Source organism: Streptomyces apocyni (genome assembly GCF_009739465.1).
GTDB classification, from domain to species: Bacteria; Actinomycetota; Actinomycetes; order Streptomycetales; family Streptomycetaceae; genus Streptomyces; species Streptomyces apocyni.
The window spans coordinates 190,874-209,231 of sequence record NZ_WHOM01000072.1; the positions used below are offsets into that span (position 1 = coordinate 190,874).

The window sequence follows — 18,358 nt, forward strand, 5'->3', positions numbered from 1 at the left end:
GTATCCACCCCCCTCGTGGGGGTCGCTCGTGAGCCCCTTCACAAGGGTTGGGGTACCTTCTGCTACACTCCGCCGCCCGCGTGACTCAGATCATGGCCGAGTGGGGGAACCACGGGGCGGGGCGCGACCGTTGAGACGCCTGCGATACCCCGGTTGAGCTGCCCGTCTGGGCGGCGGCGGGGCTCGATGGAGGGGTGGGCGCGGGCCCCTGTCACCTCTGTGGCGGCGCCCCCGAAACCGTCTGCGATGCGGGCATCACGGCCGTTTGGGTCGCCAATCGAGGCGCTGCGGACCTCAGATTGCCCCTCCAGGCCCCTTTTCCTTGTGAAGAACTTCACGAAGTTCTTCCGGGCGGCATGCGACGGGCGGCTCCGCCGGCGCTCAGCGCACGGTGGAACCGCCCGTTCCGGTGGTACCGAGTCTAGTGATTACCGCGTCGGCGACGCACAACCACCGGGATGCTCGCACCGGCCAGAATCATCGCCGCACTCACCGCACCGATGGCCACCAGCTGCCCAGAGGAGGCTCCAGTCTCCGGGAGCTTGGGGGGCTTGGTGGGAGTGGGGGTGGGCGTCTTGGTCGGCGTGGGGGTGGGGGTGGGCGTCTTCGTCGGCGTCGGCGTCGGCGTGGGCGTCTTCGTCGGCGTCGGTGTAGGCGTGGGCGTCTTCGTCGGCGTCGGTGTAGGCGTCGGCGTCTTCGTCGGCGTCGGCGTGGGGGTCGGCGTCTTCGTCGGCGTCGGCGTCGGCGTGGGCGTCTTCGTCGGCGTCGGCGTGGGGGTCGGCGTCTTCGTCGGCGTCGGCGTCGGCGTGGGCGTCTTCGTCGGCGTCGGTGTAGGCGTCGGCGTCTTCGTCGGCGTCGGTGTAGGCGTCGGCGTCGGCGTCGGCGTCGGCGTGGGGGTCGGCGTCTTCGTCGGCGTCGGTGTAGGCGTCGGCGTCTTCGTCGGCGTTGGGGTGGGCTTCGGCGTCTTCGTCGGCTTGCACTCGTCCGGCACCTCGTGCCCGGGCCCCTCATGCCCAGGCCCCCCGGGACCCCCGTGCCCCGGCTCCTTCTGCCCATACCCCTCGTCGTTCCCGCTCCCGTGTCCATGCCCGATGGGCCACGGCTTCTTGCAGGGGTCGGTGGTGTACACGTACCCGCGGTCGTCCGTGGGGGCGCTGCCAGACGACGAGGCCGTCGCCAGCCCCGCACCGACACCGATGGTCATGGTGGAGAGCACCCCGACAGCCAGTGCTACGCGCGCAGCCCGGCCTCTCATTCGTTCCACGCTAATCCTCCCGGTCAGCCACGCAGAGCGGCCTGAATGAATACGTGACCGTCATACCGGGATTAGTAAGATATTCCGTGTATTACGGAGCCTACTTAGCGAAATCGCACCCAATCGGACGCCGGGGAGGAGAGGTCCGCGTCCGTGGCCTAGCGGTAGCGGGCGAGGTGTCTACGTACCGGCTTCGGCTGTTCGCCAGGCGATTCCGTCGAGGATGTCGTGTTCGCTCACGACGACCTCAGCCGCGCCCGTACGCTCCATGATCGCGAGCAGCACGAGCGTGCCCGCCGCGATCACGTCGACCCGGCCCGGGTGCATCACGCCGATCGCGGCGCGTTCGTCGTGGGTAGCGCCCAGCAGGTGCGCCGAGATCTCGCGGACCTTCTGGTACGGGACGCGGGAGTGGTGGATCGCGGTGGAGTCGTACTCCGGGAGCTCCAGCGCGATTCCGGCCACCGTGGTGACCGACCCCGCGAGGCCCACGAGTGTGTGGGCTTCGCGCAGCGGCACCGTCCGCTCGGCGTCATCGAGCGCGGCGTCGATGTCGGCCCGTATGGCGTCGATCTGCGCCTGGCTCGGCGGGTCGGAGACGACTCCGTCGCGTACGAGGTGGCGCTCGGTCATCCGGACGCAGCCGATGTCGACGGAGCGGGCCGCCCGTACGTGGTCCTCGCCGACGACCAGTTCGGTGGACCCGCCGCCGATGTCGACCACCAGGTACGGCTGGGGCAGGTGCATCCGACCGGCCAGGCCACGGGTGGCCCCGGTGAAGGAGAGCTCGGCTTCCTCGTCGCCCGTGACCACCTCGGGCTCCACGCCCAGGATGTCCAGGACGCCGCTCACGAACTCGGCACGGTTCTCGGCGTCACGGGACGCCGAGGTGGCGATGAAGCGGAGCCGCTCGGCACCGTGCTCCTTGATCACTGCGGCGTACTCGCGGCAGGCCTCGAAGGTACGGTCCAACGCGTCGGCGGCGAGTCGTCCGGTCTGGTCCACGCCCTGACCGAGCCGGACGATCCGCATCCGGCGGTCCAGGTCGGTCAGTTCACCGGTGGCAGGGTCAACGTCGGCGACGAGCAGGCGGATCGAGTTCGTACCGCAGTCGATGGCGGCTACGCGCGTCATGACGCGCTCTCCGGGGCAGACGGCTCACTCGGCTCGGCCGACGTGACGCACGGGCCCTTCGCCCACCACTCCGGCAGCATCGCGATCGCCTCGTCGCCCAGCGGGTTCACGCCAGGGCCCGCGGCCAGCGAGTGGCCGACCAGGACGTGCAGGCACTTCACGCGGTCCGGCATCCCACCGGCGCTCGGGAACCCGGTCAGCTCCTCGATCTCGTCGCGGCGCCGGATGTAGTCCTCGTGCGCGGCGCGGTACGCGGCGGCCAGCTCGGGGTCGGTGGCCAGCCGGTCCGTCATCTCCTTCATCACGCCGTTGGCCTCCAGCGTGCCGATCGCCGACGCGGCCCGCGGGCAGGTCAGGTAGTACAGCGTCGGGAAGGGCGTGCCGTCCGGCAGCCGCGGGGCCGTCTCCACGACGTCCGGCTGACCGCAGGGGCAGCGGTGCGCGATGGCCCGCAGGCCGCGCGGCGGGCGGCCGAGCTGCTGCTTGAACGCCGCGACATCGGCGTCGGTGGGCTCGGTGCGCGGGGTGGGCGGCGGGGGCGTTTCCATGCCTGAGGTGCGTCTTTCGGTCGTGAGGAGAGGAAGGAGGAGAGGGAGAGGGGAGGGGAGGAAGGAGGAGGGGAAGGACAACGCGAGGGTACGGGCGCTACTCGGGGCCCGCCCGGCTCACCCGGTCCGCCTTGTCGACGCCGTCGAAAAGGTTGCTGTACCAGGGGCGGTCCGCCCGGCCCTGCTCGGCGCGGCGCTGGGCCGCGCCCTCCGGGTCCGGGACCGTGAAGGACCGCTCGCCGGGCCGCACCATGTGCAGCCGTTCGCGGGCCTGGCGTTCCGCGTACGCGTCGTCCCGCCAGCGGGCCTTGGCATCGCGTAGCTCCTCGGCGTCGTCACGGGCGTCGCGCAGCAGCCGTTCCTGCTCGGCGATATCGGCGCGCTGGGCCACGTACTGCCGCATCGGGTACGCGAGCGCGACGATCAGTGAGCAGACGACCAGGGCGAGCAGCGCGGCCCGGCCAGTGAGCCGGGAGCGGCGTGCCTGGCGCTTGGTTTGCGAACGGTAGACGCGGGCCGCGGTCTGCTCGCCGAGCAGCCGCAGTCTGGTCGTGGTGGAGAACCGGTCCTTGTTCCCGGCGCTTCCTGCCATGGTCCCGCCTCCCCGTCACCCACGCGCGTACGTCCCCGCACACGGTACGGGACCGGGTGCGGGGACGTACGTACGACGGGCCCTTGGGCCCTGAAGGCGTCAGCCCTCGCGGGCGTCAGCCCTTGAAGCGCGGGAACGCCGAGCGGCCCGCGTACACCGCCGCGTCGTCGAGGATCTCCTCGATGCGCAGCAGCTGGTTGTACTTGGCGACGCGCTCGGAGCGGGCCGGGGCGCCGGTCTTGATCTGGCCGCAGTTGGTGGCGACGGCGAGGTCGGCGATGGTGACGTCCTCGGTCTCGCCGGAGCGGTGGGACATCATGCACTTGAAGCCGTTGCGCTGGGCCAGCTCGACGGCGTCCAGGGTCTCGGTCAGCGAGCCGATCTGGTTGACCTTGACCAGCAGGGCGTTGGCGGAGCCCTCCTCGATGCCACGGGCCAGGCGCTCGGGGTTGGTGACGAAGAGGTCGTCGCCGACGATCTGGACCTTGCTGCCCAGCTTCGAGGTGAGGACGTTCCAGCCAGCCCAGTCGTCCTCGAACAGCGGGTCCTCGATGGACACGAGCGGGTACGAGGCGACGAGCTCCTCGTAGTACTCGGTCATCTCGGCGGCGGAGCGCTCCTTGCCCTCGAACTGGTACGTGCCGTCCTTGTAGAACTCGGAGGCGGCGACGTCCAGCGCGAGCGCGATCTGCTGGCCGGGGGTGTAACCGGCTTCCTTGATGGCCTCGAGGATCAGGTCGAGTGCCTCGCGGTTGGAGCCGAGGTTGGGGGCGAAGCCGCCCTCGTCGCCGAGGCCGGTGGCCAGGCCCTTGGCCTTCAGCACCTTCTTGAGGGTGTGGTAGACCTCGGCGCCCCAGCGCAGGGCCTCGGAGAAGGACTCCGCGCCGATCGGGGCGATCATGAACTCCTGGATGTCCACGTTGGAGTCGGCGTGCGAGCCGCCGTTCAGGATGTTCATCATCGGCACCGGCAGCAGGTGCGCGTTGGGGCCGCCCAGGTAGCGGAAGAGCGGCAGGTCGGACGCCTCGGATGCGGCGTGCGCGACGGCGAGCGAGACGCCGAGGATGGCGTTGGCGCCGAGCGAGCCCTTGTTGTCGGTGGCGTCCAGGTCGAACATGGCCTGGTCGATCAGGCGCTGCTCGGTGGCGTCGTATCCGACGAGCTCCGGGCCGATCTGCTCGATGACGGCGAGGACGGCCTTCTCCACGCCCTTGCCGAGGTAACGGCTGGGGTCGCCGTCACGGAGTTCGATGGCCTCGAAGGCACCGGTGGAGGCACCGGACGGAACGGCGGCACGACCCGTGCTGCCGTCGTCGAGGCCGACCTCGACCTCGACCGTGGGGTTGCCTCGGGAGTCCAGGATTTCCCGGGCTACGACGACGTCGATGGACGGCACGAGCATCTCCTTCTGGGATGTGACGCTAGAAGTGCGAGGTCTCTATGGCCTTGCGACACGAGCCTAACCGCCTCGGCGGCGTCGGCCAGCCGACCGACCGGACCGTGGACACCCCGAGCATAGATTGTTTCTTCGCGGAACAAAAAGAGCCCTGCCCCGGCGCGTACGGGGGTACACACGCCGGGGCAGGGCGGTCTGGGGGCTGACTCCTCAGCCGCGGGTCAGCTGAGGGGTCCGCTGGGAGTCAGCTGAGGTGCAGCTGCTGGCCCGGGTAGATGAAGTCGGCGTCCTCGACGATGTCCTTGTTCAGCTCGTGCAGGCTGACCCAGCCGCCCTTGACGTCGTGCGCCTCGGCGATCTCGGAGAGGGTGTCGCCGGACTTCACCTCGTACTCGCCGTCACCCTTCTTGACCGTCTTGCCAGCCGGGGTCTCGACGGTCTTGGCCTGGCGCTCCGAACGATCGGCGCGGTCCAGGTTCTTGGACTCGGTCTTCGGGGCGGGAGCGGACTGCTTCGGCTTCGGCTGCGGCGCCTGCTGCTTGGGCTGGGCCTGCTGCTTCGGCTGGGGAGCCGACTGCTGGGTGGCGGGGGCGCTCGGGGTGGTCTGCTCCGGGGCCGACTGCTGGCCGCCACCGTTGTACGGGGCGTTGCTCAGGCCCACGCCACAGCTCGGCCAGGCACCCTTGCCCTGGCCCGCGAGGACCTTCTCGGCTATCTCGATCTGCTGCGCCTTGCTGGCCTGGTTGGCGGTCGAGGCGTACTGCGTACCGCCGAACGCGGCCCAGGTGGAGGCCGAGAACTGCAGGCCGCCGTAGTAGCCGTTACCGGTGTTGATCGACCAGTTGCCGCCGGACTCACACTGGGCGACCTTGTCCCACTCGGCCCCGGTGGCGGCCTGGGCGCCGGTCGCGCCCATCAGCGGGACGGCCACAGCGGCACCGGTGACACCGGCGGCGGTGGCCAGCCGGGTGGCCTTGGACGGACGACGGTGCTTGCCCTTGCCGGAAAACAGCATCAGAAATCCCCTCACCGATGCCTGCGAGGTGAGCTGTCGGGTTCGGGCGAGTGAGTTGCCCGGCCGTACGGAGCTTCCGCGTCCCCGTACGACTTCACCCCAAGCCGTTCCCGGCCATCTCTCAATGGCCGGGTCCGGCGCAAACCTTGGGTCCCCCGCTCCTGCCTACGGCGCGTTACGCGACGACTGTTCCCTACGGCCGTCGGCAGGATTCGGCGTGACGGCCATCGGGGCTCACCAGTGGCGAGCGGTCACGACGGTAAACATGCGACGCACCTCAACACCAAGGCGATCAGGGCCGTTGAGACCCATCTCTCACTTGAGGCAATGCCCCTTTAACTCGGACATTCAGCCCGAACTGCCGCTACTTTTCGCCCAGATCGAGGCTTTGGCCAGGGAGAATGAGATTGGGGTCCCCGCCGACGGTCTGCTTGTTCTCCGAGTAGAGCCCGGCCCATCCGTCGTCGAGTCCATGGGTGTCGGCGATCCCCGAAAGGTTGTCACCGGGGCGCACGACATAGTCCCCTTCGGCGTCGCCGCGCTCGACGTCGTCGCCAGGGGAGGCGTGACGGCCCGAACGGTCGACCGAGCTCCCGTCGGGTACGTCGTCGTCCGCGCGGTCGCCACGGTGGCGCCCTTGGCCTTCTGAGGGGGCATCCCCCTCGGCGCCCTCGGCCTCCTCCGACGCGGAGGGGGTGGGAGTGGCGGACGCGTCGGGCGAAGTGGATGAATCGGGCGAACCCGATGAACCGCCCGAAGAGGTGTCTACCTTCGGAGTGTTGTCCGACTTGGGACTTTCGTCGCTCTCGCCGCCTTCGCCGCTTTCATCCGCTCCGGCGCTCTTGTCGCTATCCGGCGAGGCGTCCTCCAGCCCGTCAGACGGCTCAGCGGATTCGGTGGCGGACGGCTCGGACTCAGACGGGCTGGACTCAGTCGACTCGGAACTCGATGAATCGGTCTTCGATGGCTCAGGCTCGGATGACCCGGATGACCCGGATGATCCGGATGATCCGGATGATCCGGATGACTCCGACGACTCCGCCGACTCGGACTTCGACGGCTCGGGAGTCACACTCGCCCCCGGGTTCACATCCGGCGCCTCGCCGCCCCGCTCAAGACCCGCGATCGGCGCACACGTCCCCCAGGCGCTGGGGCCCTGCGCGTCAAGTACCTTCTCGGCCACGGATATCTGCTGCGAGCGGCTGGCCAGATCGGCGCGCGGCGCGTAGTCCAGCCCGCCGTACGCCTCCCAGTCCGCCTGCGAGAACTGCAGTCCGCCGTAGTACCCGTTACCCATGTCGGCGCTCCACGCGCCGCCGCTCTCGCACGCGGCGAGCTGGTCCCAGGTGGAGGCGTCGGCGGCGCTCGCGCCGGATGCGCCGAGTAGTGGGATGGCGATGGCTGAGCCGGTCACCCCCGCCGCCACAACGAGAGCCGGAGCCTGACGGGGGCGTCGATGACGGCCGTTCCCGGAGAGCATGCGGTTGCCTTTCGCGCGACTACACAACGGTGATGCTTGAGTCGAACGGTGAACGTAGCCGCACTCGAACGCTTGTCACAAGTCGGTACAGCGGAGATCACGTGAAAGTCACAGTCTTGATGGAGCGTCAGGTTCCGTTCGCCTTCTGTCGCCATCGCTCTGCGGTGAAGTCGCCGTCACTCCGCGGTGAAGGAGACCGGCAGCTGCCGTAGTCCGCGCATGATGAGCCCCCCACGCCACCGCAACTCCTCCGGAGGAACGGCGAGTTGGATGTCGGGCAGGCGGGTCAGCAGGGTGGCCAGAGCGAGCTGGCCCTCCAGGCGGGCGAGGGGGGCGCCGAGGCAGTAGTGGATGCCGTGGCCGTAGCCGAGGTGTTGGTTGTCGCGCCGGGAGAGGTCCAGGGTGTCCGGGTCGGTGAAGCGGGCCGGGTCGCGGTCGGCGGCGGCGAGCACCACCAGCACCGGGTCACCGGTGGCGATGTGCTGGCCGCCGACGCTGAGCGGCTCGGTGGCGAACCGCCAGGTCGCCAGCTCGACCGGGCCGTCGTAGCGCAGGAGTTCCTCGACTCCGGTCTCCAGGAGTCCGCGCTCACCGCGTCGCAGGGAGTCCTGGAGGCGGGTGCGCTGGCCGGGGTTCTGGAAGAGCGCGTACAGGCCGTTCCCGATCAGATTGATGGTGGTTTCGAAACCGGCGAAGAGCAGGACGAAACACATCGCGGCGGCCTCGTTCTCCGTGAGGTGCTCGCCGTGGTCGCTGGCCTTGATGAGGCCGGAGATGAGGTCGTCGCCCGGGTTCTCCCGTTTGCGGTGGATCAGTTCGGCGAGGTAGTCGCGGATCTTCTTCACCGAGCGGGCGACGCCGCCGCGCGGGCCTCCGCCATGGCGGATCATCATCCCGGCCCAGTCGCGGAAGTCGTCCTGGTCCTCGGGCGGGACGCCGAGCAGGTCGCAGATCGCGTAGATGGGGAGAGGGAAGGCGAAGTCGTGGATCAGGTCGGCCTCGCCCCGCGCGGCGAAGCCGTCGATGAACTGGTCCGTCAGCTCCTGCACCCGAGGGGCGAACTCAGCGACCCGGCGCGGAGTGAACGCCTTCGACACCAGGCGCCGCAGCCGGGTGTGGTCCGGCGGGTCGATGTTGAGCAGATGCGTCATCAGCTCGGCCTTGCGCTCACCGGGGATGCCGGTCTTGCCCTTGGCGTGGGCGGGCTCGGCGTGATGCGCGGGGTTCTTGCTGAGCCGCTGGTCGGCGAGGGCCTGCTTGGCGTCCGCGTACCGGGTGATGAGCCAGGCCTCTACGCCGCTGGGCAGCCGGGTGCGGTGTACGGGGGCGTGCTCGCGGAGCCAGGCGTAGGCGGGGTAGGGGTCGGTGGCGAACTCCCAGCTGAACAGGGTGGGCTCGGGGCCCGCGACGTGGGTGTCTGGTGGGCCCGCGACGTGAATGTCTGGTGGGCCCGCGACGGGAGCGCCTGGCGGGGTGGTCACGGCTGGGCCTCCGCCGCGCGGATCGCGTCGCGGTAGGTGCGGGCCGCCGCGCGCAGGGCCGCCTCCGGGTCGACGCCCGCGGCCTCCGCCCGTACCGCCAGCGCCAGCAGCTCGTAGCCGACGCCCTCGCCCGTGGGCAGGGGCGCGTCCAGGCCAGCTGTCCGTACGCGCGAGGCCAGCTTGGCGGCCAGGGCGAGCCCGGGCTGGCCGAGTGGGACGCCGTCCGTGACCGAGTCGCGCTGCTTCTCGGTGGCCTTGGTGCGCAGCCAGTGCTCCCGCACCTCGTCCGGGGACTCCGCGGTGTCGTCGCCGAAGACATGGGGGTGACGGTGGATGAGCTTGCTGACGATGCCGCCCGCGACGTCGTCGATGGAGAAGGGCTCGTCGGGGTCCTCCTCGGCGATGCGGGAGTGGAAGACGACCTGAAGGAGTACGTCGCCCAGCTCCTCGCGGAGTTCGGCGCGGTCGCCGGTCTCGATCGCCTCGACGAGTTCGTACGCCTCCTCGATGCCGTACTTCGCCAGGCCCTGGTGGGTCTGCTCGGACGACCACGGGCACTCGGCGCGGATGCGGTCCATGACCTGGACGAGGTCGAGCAGGCGGGCGCCAGGGAGGTCGTACGAGGCGGGCAGCAGCTCCAGGTCGGGCATCTGGACCCGTCCCGAGCCCGCGAGCCGGGCCAGGCCGTCGGTGAGTGCGGGGTCGCCCTCGCCGGTGGCCACCACGACCACCGTACGGTCGCCAGCGCACCGGTCGACCAGGTCCTGCGCGGTGGGTGCCGCGTGCTCCACTGCGACACCGGCCTCGCGCAGATACGGCAGCTGGGGGTGGTCGGCGTCGGCGCAGAGCACCTCGTCGGCCGCGCCCAGCGCCTGCCAGGCGGGCCAGGACAGCAGCCCGGGCGCCACCCGGTGGCTGGTGGTGAGCAGCAGGATGCGACCGGGGGCGTTCTGGTCCTGGGGGCCCTGCGGGTCCTTCGCGGCGTTCGAGACGTTCGAGGCGTTCACGACTCGAACGTAACCCACGGCACTGACAGCCCGACAACGCCCGCCGAGGCCGCCCTAGGCCCCCTGGGCCGTGGCGGCCCCGGAGACCTCGCGCAGCCACGCGCGTTCGATGTCGACGCGGCCTCCCTCCTTGACGTCCCAGGCGCCATAGCGCGGGTTGAGGTTGATATCGAGGTCGTCGGACGCCTTCGTGGCCGCCTTGTCGAGTCCGGCCTCGCCCAGCTTGCGTACCAGCTTGTCGATCTGGATCTGGGTGCGCAGGCGGCCGTCGAGCTGCCCGGGGGCGACACCGCCGCGCAGCAGCCAGGCGCGCTCCAGGCCCTCGGGGCCGCCCAGCTCCTTCTCGCTCGCGCCCCGCAGCGTCTGCACCTCCTTGCGGGTCACGCTGATCCCCTCGTCCTTGGCGACCCGGTCGATCACCCGGTCGAAGACCATCCGGTGCAGCGTTCCCCGGGTGGGGTCGCAGGGCTGTGGCGTCTCCATCCTGCGGGCGGCGTCGCACTGTTCCTTGAGGAGTTCGGCGTACTGCTCGTCGGTGTCGGTGACGGCGCGCTGCGCGTCCCGCAGTTCGTTCACCTGGCCTTCCAGCTGGCCGACGGTGATCCGGTTGCCGCCGACCACGGCCGCCGCCCCTGGATGGGCTTCGCTGCCGCAGGCGGCCAGGAGTGGGGCCGCGACGAGGAACGCGGCGGATACGGAGAGCGCGGTGCGACTGCGGCGATGCAAAGGAGCCTCCCGGAGGCGAGATTGTGCGTCAGTGCACAAGCGGGCCTTGCGGTGATCGATGTTATGCAGTGGCCGTGGCTTCGGCCACTGATTCGACCAACGATTCGGGGACAGATGCGGGTACGCGTCAGCCGCGCACCTGCCCGAGCCACTGCACCGTGCGCCGGACCTCGGCCGGGAACGGGTGCCCGATGCCGTGTCGGCGCTCCGCGTCGTGCAGCAGCCGGGCCAGCATGTCGTGCGCGGCGGCGTGGTCGCCGAGTGCCAGCAGCAGGTGGCCGATGCGGCGGCGCAGTTCCAGGCAGAGGTCGGCGTCCCCGCTCACGTACTGGTTCTCGAAGAACGGCAGCAGGGCGCGGTACTCGGCGAGTGCGGCGGCTGGTTCGCCCAGCTGCTCCAGGCACTGCGCGGCCTCGTACCTGAACTGCAGCGAGGCCGGGTCGGCCATCCCGGACGCGGCGGCGCGCTCGTCGGCGAGGCGGCGCAGCTCGGGCAGCGCGCGGCGGTACTGGCCGTCGTCCATCAGCGTGGCGGCGTACTGCTTGCGCAGGCTGCGCACGACCGGTGAGTGCTCGCCGTGCTGGGCGGCGGCGGCCGGGAGGATCGCGCCCAGGAGGTCCACGGCCTGGGTGATCCGGCCCTCGCCGAGCAGCCGCTTGACGTCGTCCACGGCCCCGGCGACGTCGGTCTGCTGGGGCGGCCCTGGGTCGTGCCGTGGCTGGCGTGGCACGGCGGAGGCCGAGGCCGAGGCGCCCGCTGAGCGGGCCGCGCGGTCCGGCCAGGGGGCGTGCGGGCGCAGGAAGGGGCGGGTGGGGTCGAGCGGGCCGCCGGGGACGCCGCGTGCGGGCAGCAGCGGGGCCAGCGCCTCGTACACCTCCTGCGCGGAGGCCGGGCGGTGCTGCGGGTCCTTGGCGAGCAGCCGCAGCACCAGCGTCTCCAGCGCTTCGGGTACCTCAGGGCGCAGTTGGCGTACGGGCAGCGGTGCCTCGTAGAGGTGGCGGTGCAGGACGCCGAGGACCGTGGTGCCGTTGAACGGGACGGTGCCGCTGAGGAGTTCGTGCAGCAGCACGCCGAGTGCGTACAGGTCGGTGTACGGGCCGACGGCGCCGCCCATGGCCTGCTCGGGGGCCATGTAGGCGGGGCTGCCGATGGGCGAGCCGGTGTGGGTGAGGCGGGTGGTGTCGCTGTCCATGACGGAGGCGACGCCGAGGTCGAGGACGGTGAGGGTGCCGTCGGGCTTCACCATGATGTTCCGCGGTTTGAGGTCGCGGTGCACGATCGGGACGGCGTGTACGGCGCAGAGCACGGCGCACAGTTGGGCGGCTACGGCGACGGCCCAGGGCCACGGGTAGGGGTCGTGTTCGGCGATGTGGTCGGCGAGGTCGGACCCTTCGACGTGCTGCATGACGAGGAAGAGGTCGTCACCCTCGCTGCCCGCGTCGTGCACGGTGACCAGGCCCGGGTGGTCGACCTGTGCGGTGACCCGGCACTCGCGGACGAAGCGGCGGCGCAGCTCCGCCGAGCCGTCGCCTTCCGGGCCCGCGACCTTGTCGGGGCGCAGCAGCTTGACGGCGACGCGGCGGTCCAGGCGCTGGTCGTACGCCGTCCAGACCTGGCCCATGCCGCCCTGGCCGATCAGCGTGGACAGTTCGTAGCGGTCGGCGATGACGCGTCCGCTCACCGGCCGTCACCCTCCGGGCGGTCCTGGTGCCGGAGGAGATCGCTGAGCTCGTCGAGCTCGGCGCGCACCTGGTCGATACGGGCGGGGGCGGGGCGCGGGGGCTGGAAGGGCGCCGGGGTCGGGGCCTGGGTCGGGTTCTGGGCCGGGGCGGGGGCAGGAGCGGGGGCCGGGGTGTCCTGCTGCCGGGGCGGCACGGGAGCGCCGTACTGAGGCTGGGACGGGGCGTGGGGCTGGGGCTGGGCCGGGGCGTGGGGCCGGGGCGGGTAGCCGTACCCGGCCGCTCCCGGAGTCAGCTGGGTGGTGGCCGTGTGCGGCTGCGGATGCGCGTACGGTCCCGGCGCCGCGTGCGGCGGCGGGTAGCCGTGGTGGGTCGGCCGCGGCGGCTGGTGGTGGCGGATGTCCATCGTCAGGTAGTACGCGGTCACGGCGACGGCGGTGAGCAGCAGCCCGAGTACGCCCGCGGTGCCCTGCGCGGTACTCAGGTCATCGGTGGGGTCCATCGCGAGCAGGACGATGCTGACCACGAGGGCCACCACCGTGCCCCAGAACGCCGCCCAGTCCCGACGCGTCCGCGTCACGATCGCGAGCCGCAGCATCGCGGCCCAGGACAGGAACCCGAGGGAGCCGAGCGCGAGCGTCACGAAGATCACGCGGAGCACGACGAGCAGCGCGGACGAGGGGCGCGAAGGCTGCGGCGACGCAGAGCCGTGGCCGGGCATGGGGCTGCTCCTGGTGGAAACGGGACGCGGGGACCTGACGTCGGACGGTGGAACGCGAGCGTGCAGGGATGAGCGTATACAGCCACGCGGACAACCGGACCCCCGTTGGGCCTATCCGGCAGGCTCTTGCCGTCACCCGGGGTCGATCGTCCCGTCCGTCAGCCCGTCGTACGTCCCCTGGATGAGCCGCTCGCCAAGCCGCCCGGCCAGGCGCAGCGCCTCCTCGAAGGCGGCCAGCGTACGGAACCGCTCGCCGTACGCCCGCTGTCGCTCCAGCGGGATACGGGGCAGCTGGAGGCGGCGTACGTCGAGCCGGGTCGCGGTGGAGGCATAGCTGCTGGCCTGGCGGTTGTTGGCGGTCCCGCGCAGGAACCCGGCCAGGAACCACGGGTCCAGTGCGGCCGGGTCGGGGCGCAGCAGGCAGAGGTTGCGGCCGAGCGCGGCCCCGGCGGTGGCGGCGTCGGCCACGCGCGCGACGGTGCCACCGCCCAGCACCGGGACGATGATGTCGCCCTCTTCGACCAGTACCGGCTCGTCGCCGGTGTCCCCTTCGGTGAGCGTCCCGGAGGGTGCCGTTCCGGCCAGGACGTCATGGTCGGTGAGGACAGGCACGCGCGCGTGGCCGCCCGCCGAGCCCATCCGCAGCGTCAGAGCGCCGCCGCGCGCGAGCTCGCCGACGGTGGTGGTGGGCCAGCGCACGGGCTGCGCGGGATCGGCGGCGGCGGGGGTGAGTTCGACGGTACGGCGCAGGGTGGTGGCGAGGTCGCCGCGCAGGGCCGCCAGCGTCTCGGCGCCGCCGCCCGCGGCGGGTGGCGGCAGATGGCGGGCGGGGGTCAGGTCCACGTCGTCGTCGAGGAGTTCGATGACGGGGACGGCGCGGCTGAGCCCGGGGGTCTCGGCGGCCGTGCCCTGACGGTCGAAGGCCGTCCAGGCGGCGAGCGCGGCGTCGCGCACGGTCTGCCAGGGGAGCTTGTCGCGGGAGTCACGGGCGTCCTGGACGAGGGCCGAGGTCTCGACCAGCAGCACCTCGGGCGTGGTCGCGGCGGCGCCGTCCGGCCCGCGCAGTACCCACAGGTGGAGCGGGATGCTGTGCGGCGGCGCGGCGCCCGCGGGCAGCGCGATGACGGCGCGCAGCGCACCGCGGCGCAGCAGGTCGGCGCGGATACGGCGGCCTGAGCGACGGGACGCGGCGGCGGGCGGCATCAGCAGGACGGCGGTGCCGCCCTCGCGCAGCCGGGCCAGGGCGTGCTGGACCCAGGCGAGTTCGGACTCGGTGCGGGCCGGGAAGCCGTACTCCCAGCGCGGGTCGTACGCGAGCTCGTCGTGGCCCCAGTTGCGTTCGTTGAACGGCGGGTGACACAGGACGACGTCCGCGATGACGGACTCCAGGGCGTCGGCGCGCAGGGTGTCGGCCGCGGCGGTGCGTACGGCGGCGTCGGTGCGCAGGGCGAGGCGCAGGGCGGTGAGGGCGGCCAGTTCGGGGGCGCTGTCCTGGCCGTACAGCCGCTGGCCGGGGCGGGGGGTGACGGCGGACAGCAGGGCACCGGTGCCGCAGGCCGGGTCCAGGGCGGTGTCCGCGGGTCCGGCGAGCGCGGCCATCAGCTCGGCGGGTCCGGTCGGGGTGAGCGGGTACTGGCGGGGGTTGGCGTCGAGGTGCCGACCGACCAGGAACTCGTACGCCCGCTGGGGGCCTTCGGTCTCTGATCCGAGCCCCAGGTCCCTGGCGAGGTCGGCGGTGGCGCGCAGCAGCGGCAGCGAGGGCGCCAGTTCGGCGGGGCCCGGGACGCGTACGGCCCGCTCGTCGGCGGGCCCGAGCCGCTGGGTGAGTACGGCGTCCAGCGGGCCCGGCAGCAGCTCGGCCGCCCGCTCGTCCGGCAGGGCGCTCAGCTCGCGCCAGTCGGCGGGCCTGGTGTGGACGAGCAGCAGGGCGCAGCCCACATGCCGCAGGGCGGTGCTGGGCCCGGCCGGGTGCCCGGCGAGCTGTTGCCAGACCCGCTCACGCAGCGGCACCTCGGCCAGTTTGCCCTGCTCACGCAGCCAGGCCTCGACCTTGGTGAGCGCGAAGGACGGGCTGGTCTCGGTGCCGCCGACCGGCTGGGGGAAGTCGGGGTGGCGGCGGCGCCAGTTGCTGACCGCCGCACGTCCGACTCCGGCCAGCCGGGCGATTCCGGCGGCGGTCACCTCTGTCGCGTCGTTGTCCGGCACCCGGCTGACTCCTTCTCCTGGTGTGCGCCTGCGGTGACACGGAGCATACCGCCCGGGCCGCTCACACTCGTGAATCCGCACCACCTTGTGAATGGTGTTGACTCGGTTCACAGCCTCTGCTCTTATTGACCCATCGGTTCACGGACTTCGTTCAGCGCCCGGAAAGGTGCCCTCATGTCGCAGCAGCCTCAGCACCCGCAGAACCCGCAGAACCCGTACGGAGCGCCTTACGGCGGCCCGCAGCACGCCCAGCCGCAGCCGCCCAAGCAGCGGAGCTGGTTCGCCCGGCACAAGGTGCTCACGGGCATCGGAGCCATCGCGGCCGTGGTCGTGATCGCCACGGCTGTGAACGGCGGCGGCGACGACGGCGGCGACAAGGAGGACCAGGCCTCGTCGAGCGTCAAGGACGGCGACACCAAGAAGGACGGCGACGCGAAGGGCGAGAAGAAGGAGAAGAAGGAGTCCGGGCTCGGCGGCAGCGGCACCTACGAGGTCGGCTCGGACATCAAGCCCGGCACCTACCGCTCCACCGGCAACAGCGACGGCATGTGCTACTGGGAGCGCGCCAAGGACTCCACGGGCGAGATGGAGTCGATCATCGCCAACGACAACGTCACCGGGACCGCCTATGTGACGGTCAAGGAGAGCGACAAGATCTTCAAGTCGACCGAGTGCAAGAGCTGGGAGACCGTCGACGAGAAGGCCAAGGGCTCCCCGGCCGGTGGAGACGTCAAGGGCGACGGCGGCATGTTCAAGGTCGGCGTCGACATCGCCCCCGGCACGTACAAGTCCTCGGACAACACGGACGACATGTGCTACTGGGAGCGCACCAAGGACGCCGAGAGCCGGATCGAGTCAATCGTCGCGAACGACAACGTCACCGGCAGCGCGATCGTGACGATCAGCCCGCAGGACGCCTACTTCAAGACGACGGGCTGCTCGGACTGGAAGAAGACCGGCTGAACCGACCTGGCCAAGGCCGCTCCGCACCACCCCCATCCCCACTCCTACCCCCTCACTCTCACCCCACCCTCACCCGGCTTCGCGCCCGCTCACCCCTGGGACATCTCCATGCGCCACCCCGCCCTCACCACCACCGTCCTCTGCCTCGCCGCGGCCATCGGTCTCACGGCCTGCGGCTCATCGGAAGCCAAGCCGAAGGCGCCGTTCGCCGACGACTCGGGCCCCGAGATCGTGGACAAGGCCATCAAGGCCACCACCGGCGCCTCCTCCCTCACCGTCAAAGGCGACGTGACGGACCCCGAGATGGGCGCCCTCACGCTGGACCTGGCCGTCGACACCAAGGGCGAGTGCACGGGTTCGCTGTCCGTCGCCGGGGAGGGCACCGCCGAGCTGACCAAGACCGGCGACACCCTCTATATGAAGTTCGACGAGAAGTTCCTGCGCGCCCAGGGCAAGGATGATCCGAAGGAGGAGACCGACGCCACGGTGAACATGATCGGCAACCGCTGGCTGAAGATGGACGCGTCCGGTGAAGACGCCAAGGACATGACGGGCCTCTGCGACCTGGACGAGCTTCTCGGGGAGTTCAAGGACGTCAAGTCCCCTGCGCGGAAGGGCAAGACGACCACCGTCGACGGCCAGGAAGCGATCACCCTCACCGAACAGGACGGCAAGGACCGCTACGAGCTCCTCGTAGCGACCAAGGGCAAGCCGTACCTCCTGAAGGTCACCAGCAAGGGCGGCGACGAGCCCGGAACGCTGAACTTCTCGGACTACGAGAAGCCGGTCAACGCGAAGGCCCCCGCCGACAAGGACATCGTCGACCTGGACGAGCTGGAGGGGACGGACGGGGCTGACGGGGCGGAGAGCTGACGGCCCGGAGACGCCGAGCGGAGGCAGTCCGCCCGTGGTCACGGGCGGACTGCCTCCGCTCGGCGTATCGTCGAAGACGATACGGGCTGATTGTGGTGAATGATCCGCCCCGTCATCTCGGAAAGGAGCCCAGGAATGGGCGTCTTCGACAAGATCAAGAGCAAGCTCCACATGAGCGAAGACACCATCGACCGCGCTGGCGACAAGGTGGATGAGAAGACCGGCGGGAAGTTCACGGACAAGGTCGACAAGGCTCAGGAAGCGGCGAAGGACGCGATGGGCAAGATCCGCCGGGACCAGCAGGACAAGTAAGGAGCGGTAGCCCGCGACGGCGGGCCAGGAGTGGAGGGCGGGCCCCGCGCCCGCTCCCCACTCCCCGCCTTCTGCTCTACACCTTGCCGATACCCAAGGTGTTCTGCGCGGGCAGCAGCCCCGAACCCAGCATGGCGACCCACGGGTCCCCGAGCAGGTCCGAGAGCCGGGCCAGCCGGTCGGGCCCGAGTTCCCGCCAGGGCGCGGCGGCCAGTTCGTCCGTACGGCGCTCTACCTCGGCGCGCAGCTCGCGGCCCGCTTCGGTGGCCGCGCCCGCCTCATCCACCAGGCCGCGCGCGGCGAGCCGTTCGCGGGCCGCTTCCCACTCCCCCGTGCTCCAGCCGCGGCTCTCGAAGACCTCGACCGGGGCCGCGCCGATCCCCGCGAAGGAGACCAGCGACTCGACGGGGTCGAGCCCGGCGGTCAGCAACGCGGCCAGATGGCCGTCGCCGCGGTGCTCGCGCAGGATCGTCGTGGCCTGCCAGAGCGCCAGGTGCGGGGCGTCCGGCCAGGGCAGCGCCGCGTTGGCGGCGGCGAGTGGGCGGCCCGCGGCGCCCGCGGCGGCGGTCTCGGCCGCACGCCGGGCCAGCGCCGCGGCCTCGGCGAGTTCCGCGCCCTCGACCCGCTCGCCCAGGATCGCCCGGTACATCCGGTCGACCGCCCGCAGCCGGGCCGCGAGGACGGCCTCCGGCGCCGCGACCTCCCAGGCGGCGGGCACGTGCCTGCGCACCACGCGCGGGCTGAAGCCGTAGAACGTCGCGGTCACCAGCTCCGCGCTCGCCGCGCCCAGCGGCGCCGCCCGCCAGGCGAAGTAACTCGGCCACCGTTCATCGGTCTTGTACCCGAGCGCGGCGGCTTCCTCGGAGACCTCCGGCGCGTAGTAGAACACCGCGTGCAGCGGCTCCAGCAGGTGCCACAGCTGCCGCACGCGGCCGAGATCAATTTCGTCGGACATGGGTCCCCTCCCCTGG

The 18,358-nt window shown here is 71.3% G+C and carries 17 protein-coding genes and 1 riboswitch; of the genes, 3 read left to right on the forward strand and 14 right to left on the reverse strand.

Going from position 1 to position 18,358, the window contains the following annotated elements; translation table 11 throughout:
- Nucleotides 1–428: 428 nt before the first annotated feature.
- The 13 genes from GCN81_RS26185 to GCN81_RS26245 all read right to left on the reverse strand — a co-directional run bounded on the left by GCN81_RS26185 (nucleotide 429) and on the right by GCN81_RS26245 (nucleotide 15,239).
- Nucleotides 429–980: a hypothetical protein gene (locus tag GCN81_RS26185; protein ID WP_197287785.1), complete on the reverse strand. Its 552-nt coding sequence runs from the start codon at nucleotides 978–980 to the stop codon at nucleotides 429–431.
- Between the two features lie 455 nt (nucleotides 981–1,435).
- On the reverse strand, nucleotides 1,436–2,389 hold the full coding sequence (locus tag GCN81_RS26190) for a Ppx/GppA phosphatase family protein (RefSeq protein ID WP_156726959.1): 954 nt from the start codon (nucleotides 2,387–2,389) through the stop codon (nucleotides 1,436–1,438).
- Nucleotides 2,386–2,937 (reverse strand): DUF501 domain-containing protein, encoded by a 552-nt coding sequence (locus GCN81_RS26195; protein ID WP_156726960.1) that lies wholly within the window; start codon nucleotides 2,935–2,937, stop codon nucleotides 2,386–2,388. Before GCN81_RS26195 ends, GCN81_RS26190 begins: the two co-directional genes overlap by 4 nt.
- A gap of 97 nt (nucleotides 2,938–3,034) precedes the next feature.
- Complete coding sequence (locus tag GCN81_RS26200; RefSeq protein ID WP_156726961.1) at nucleotides 3,035–3,529, reverse strand: FtsB family cell division protein; 495 nt, start codon at nucleotides 3,527–3,529, stop codon at nucleotides 3,035–3,037.
- A 115-nt stretch (nucleotides 3,530–3,644) separates the two neighbouring features.
- The gene (gene eno, locus GCN81_RS26205; protein WP_156726962.1) at nucleotides 3,645–4,925 is read right to left on the reverse strand and encodes a phosphopyruvate hydratase; all 1,281 of its coding nucleotides are present in this window, start codon (nucleotides 4,923–4,925) and stop codon (nucleotides 3,645–3,647) included.
- 244 nt (nucleotides 4,926–5,169) lie between these two features.
- Nucleotides 5,170–5,940 (reverse strand): LysM peptidoglycan-binding domain-containing protein, encoded by a 771-nt coding sequence (locus tag GCN81_RS26210; RefSeq protein ID WP_156726963.1) that lies wholly within the window; start codon nucleotides 5,938–5,940, stop codon nucleotides 5,170–5,172.
- Nucleotides 5,941–5,943: 3 nt separating this feature from the next.
- A riboswitch (cyclic di-AMP (ydaO/yuaA leader) is annotated at nucleotides 5,944–6,123 on the reverse strand.
- Nucleotides 6,124–6,304: 181 nt separating this feature from the next.
- Nucleotides 6,305–7,354 (reverse strand): transglycosylase family protein, encoded by a 1,050-nt coding sequence (locus GCN81_RS26215; RefSeq protein ID WP_325065132.1) that lies wholly within the window; start codon nucleotides 7,352–7,354, stop codon nucleotides 6,305–6,307.
- 242 nt (nucleotides 7,355–7,596) lie between these two features.
- Nucleotides 7,597–8,859 (reverse strand): cytochrome P450 family protein, encoded by a 1,263-nt coding sequence (locus GCN81_RS26220; RefSeq protein WP_231626991.1) that lies wholly within the window; start codon nucleotides 8,857–8,859, stop codon nucleotides 7,597–7,599.
- Nucleotides 8,860–8,897: 38 nt separating this feature from the next.
- A complete protein-coding gene (locus tag GCN81_RS26225) occupies nucleotides 8,898–9,908 on the reverse strand; it encodes a nucleoside triphosphate pyrophosphohydrolase (RefSeq protein ID WP_156726966.1) in 1,011 nt (336 codons plus the stop codon).
- A gap of 54 nt (nucleotides 9,909–9,962) precedes the next feature.
- Nucleotides 9,963–10,634, reverse strand: a complete 672-nt coding sequence (locus tag GCN81_RS26230; RefSeq protein WP_156726967.1) for a SurA N-terminal domain-containing protein — start codon at nucleotides 10,632–10,634, stop codon at nucleotides 9,963–9,965.
- A 127-nt stretch (nucleotides 10,635–10,761) separates the two neighbouring features.
- Nucleotides 10,762–12,255, reverse strand: a complete 1,494-nt coding sequence (locus tag GCN81_RS26235; protein WP_156727170.1) for a protein kinase domain-containing protein — start codon at nucleotides 12,253–12,255, stop codon at nucleotides 10,762–10,764.
- A gap of 56 nt (nucleotides 12,256–12,311) precedes the next feature.
- Entirely contained in the window at nucleotides 12,312–13,034 is a 723-nt protein-coding gene (locus tag GCN81_RS26240; RefSeq protein ID WP_156726968.1) for a hypothetical protein, read from the reverse strand.
- A gap of 132 nt (nucleotides 13,035–13,166) precedes the next feature.
- Nucleotides 13,167–15,239 (reverse strand): N-6 DNA methylase, encoded by a 2,073-nt coding sequence (locus tag GCN81_RS26245; protein WP_156726969.1) that lies wholly within the window; start codon nucleotides 15,237–15,239, stop codon nucleotides 13,167–13,169.
- A gap of 174 nt (nucleotides 15,240–15,413) precedes the next feature.
- On the opposite strand from GCN81_RS26245, the gene GCN81_RS26250 reads away from it, so the two are divergent.
- The 3 genes from GCN81_RS26250 to GCN81_RS26260 all read left to right on the forward strand — a co-directional run bounded on the left by GCN81_RS26250 (nucleotide 15,414) and on the right by GCN81_RS26260 (nucleotide 17,387).
- Nucleotides 15,414–16,202, forward strand: coding sequence for a hypothetical protein (locus GCN81_RS26250; RefSeq protein WP_231626976.1), 789 nt, complete (start codon nucleotides 15,414–15,416; stop codon nucleotides 16,200–16,202).
- Nucleotides 16,203–16,310: 108 nt separating this feature from the next.
- Nucleotides 16,311–17,075 (forward strand): hypothetical protein, encoded by a 765-nt coding sequence (locus GCN81_RS26255; protein WP_156726970.1) that lies wholly within the window; start codon nucleotides 16,311–16,313, stop codon nucleotides 17,073–17,075.
- Nucleotides 17,076–17,210: 135 nt separating this feature from the next.
- Nucleotides 17,211–17,387 carry an antitoxin gene (locus tag GCN81_RS26260; protein WP_156726971.1) on the forward strand — a complete coding sequence of 59 codons (177 nt, stop codon included), beginning with the start codon at nucleotides 17,211–17,213 and terminating at the stop codon, nucleotides 17,385–17,387.
- A gap of 76 nt (nucleotides 17,388–17,463) precedes the next feature.
- On the opposite strand, the gene GCN81_RS26265 is transcribed toward GCN81_RS26260, so the two are convergent.
- On the reverse strand, nucleotides 17,464–18,342 hold the full coding sequence (locus tag GCN81_RS26265) for an SCO6745 family protein (RefSeq protein ID WP_156726972.1): 879 nt from the start codon (nucleotides 18,340–18,342) through the stop codon (nucleotides 17,464–17,466).
- Nucleotides 18,343–18,358: the final 16 nt, after the last annotated feature.

Coding starts and splice junctions, on each gene's coding strand:
- GCN81_RS26255 (WP_156726970.1), top strand. CDS start 16,311: ATGCGCCACCCCGCCCTCACCACCACCGTCCTCTGCCTCGCCGCGGCC.
- GCN81_RS26190 (WP_156726959.1), bottom strand. CDS start 2,389: ATGACGCGCGTAGCCGCCATCGACTGCGGTACGAACTCGATCCGCCTG.
- GCN81_RS26250 (WP_231626976.1), top strand. CDS start 15,414: ATGTCGCAGCAGCCTCAGCACCCGCAGAACCCGCAGAACCCGTACGGA.
- GCN81_RS26265 (WP_156726972.1), bottom strand. CDS start 18,342: ATGTCCGACGAAATTGATCTCGGCCGCGTGCGGCAGCTGTGGCACCTG.
- GCN81_RS26210 (WP_156726963.1), bottom strand. CDS start 5,940: ATGCTGTTTTCCGGCAAGGGCAAGCACCGTCGTCCGTCCAAGGCCACC.
- GCN81_RS26195 (WP_156726960.1), bottom strand. CDS start 2,937: ATGGAAACGCCCCCGCCGCCCACCCCGCGCACCGAGCCCACCGACGCC.
- GCN81_RS26260 (WP_156726971.1), top strand. CDS start 17,211: ATGGGCGTCTTCGACAAGATCAAGAGCAAGCTCCACATGAGCGAAGAC.
- GCN81_RS26235 (WP_156727170.1), bottom strand. CDS start 12,255: ATGGGCCAGGTCTGGACGGCGTACGACCAGCGCCTGGACCGCCGCGTC.
- GCN81_RS26240 (WP_156726968.1), bottom strand. CDS start 13,034: ATGCCCGGCCACGGCTCTGCGTCGCCGCAGCCTTCGCGCCCCTCGTCC.
- GCN81_RS26200 (WP_156726961.1), bottom strand. CDS start 3,529: ATGGCAGGAAGCGCCGGGAACAAGGACCGGTTCTCCACCACGACCAGA.